Origin of the sequence: Levilactobacillus fujinensis (assembly GCF_003946335.1) — a bacterium.
Taxonomy (GTDB): domain Bacteria; phylum Bacillota; class Bacilli; order Lactobacillales; family Lactobacillaceae; genus Levilactobacillus; species Levilactobacillus fujinensis.
In genome coordinates this window covers 1-1,173 of record NZ_RHNX01000096.1, presented here as the reverse complement: position 1 = coordinate 1,173, position 1,173 = coordinate 1, and the positions used below count along the sequence as shown (strand labels likewise).

Genomic DNA, 1,173 nt, shown 5'->3' with positions numbered 1-1,173 from the left:
GCTTTATCTTTAGCCCAGGTGGCCACGTAACCGAGTGAGTAGTTGCTGGTATCAACGCCAATATTTTGCATGGCAACATATGCGACCGCTTCGGCCTGGGTTTCCTGATAGGCTCGTGGTCGATCTTTAAAGGCTGATTTTATGCCGTGTAGCTGGCTATGCGCATATTCGTGGTATAACGTCTTTAGTTTCAAAGCATTGTCAGGCTCATCGCCACCAATGACGATTTCATTAGTGCTGGGTTGAAAATACCCCTTAGCCCCATTTAGCGTCGCTAAAGGCACTTCACTGACTTTAAGGTCGGTTTGCTGGTTTAAATAATCTTTGAACGCGTTATATAAGCTTGTCACATTCTGATGATCGGCCAAATTTTCTTTGACAAAGTCTTTAGCACTTAACACTGGTTCACCGCTAGTTTGTGCCACATCAAAGACGGGTAGATAGCGATAACCGACAATGGCGCGCTCATCGGTGGTATCAAGATGCTTCTGCTCGGCTGGTGTTAGCTTCTTAATGATCGGAGCCGCAATCCGAATCGCTTTTGCGCCCCGGTTGACGGTGCGGTTAAAAGCCTTCTGCCATTGCTTAAAACCGGCGACTTGAGTGGCTTGAGGATTTTGCGCATAAATTAAATCAATGTTTCTGGCGCTATAACGATGAAATTTAGCCAGGGTATTGAGATACTTTTTAAATTGGTCACTATCAGTTAATTTTAGGATTTGCTGTTCAGCCTGGGCGACTAATTGTGCTTTCCAAGCCTTAACATTTGCTTTATTTGGCATAAGTTACCCCTCCTCATCTTCAAAAATATCATTCAGTATGGGAGCCACTTTTGTTTGAATTGAGGTCGTGCCATAAAGGGCAACGTAACCGTCAGACAATTTTTGCCAAGCCACTTGATAATAGGCTCCGTTACCAGTGATTTCTTTTAGATACTTGTAGGTTCCTTTAGCCTGCAAAACTGGTAATTCACTCCCAATGACTTCTAATTTATTATCCATTTTATGATCTCCTTTGCTTTGCTAATCTCACCCGTTGTTTAGGTTTACTTTTGGCTTTATAAAGGTGAACCTAAACAACGGGTTCACCAACCCGCAACAACGTGCAGGGCGGTAGGCAGGTTCTAATCAAAATCAAAACTTAATTTATGGCCGTCAAGCTTTAACTTGGCGT

At 43.3% G+C, this 1,173-nt stretch carries 2 protein-coding genes; both read right to left on the bottom strand.

The features are described from left to right. Positions 1–782 (bottom strand): ArdC-like ssDNA-binding domain-containing protein (locus tag EKM89_RS13910; protein WP_125689355.1); only part of this gene is annotated, 782 nt, incomplete at its 3' end. A 3-nt stretch (positions 783–785) separates the two neighbouring features. Further along, positions 786–1,001 carry a hypothetical protein gene (locus EKM89_RS13905; RefSeq protein WP_039106706.1) on the bottom strand — a complete coding sequence of 72 codons (216 nt, stop codon included), beginning with the start codon at positions 999–1,001 and terminating at the stop codon, positions 786–788. Between the last annotated feature and the right edge of the window lie 172 nt (positions 1,002–1,173).

Coding starts and splice junctions, on each gene's coding strand:
- EKM89_RS13905 (WP_039106706.1), bottom strand. CDS start 1,001: ATGGATAATAAATTAGAAGTCATTGGGAGTGAATTACCAGTTTTGCAG.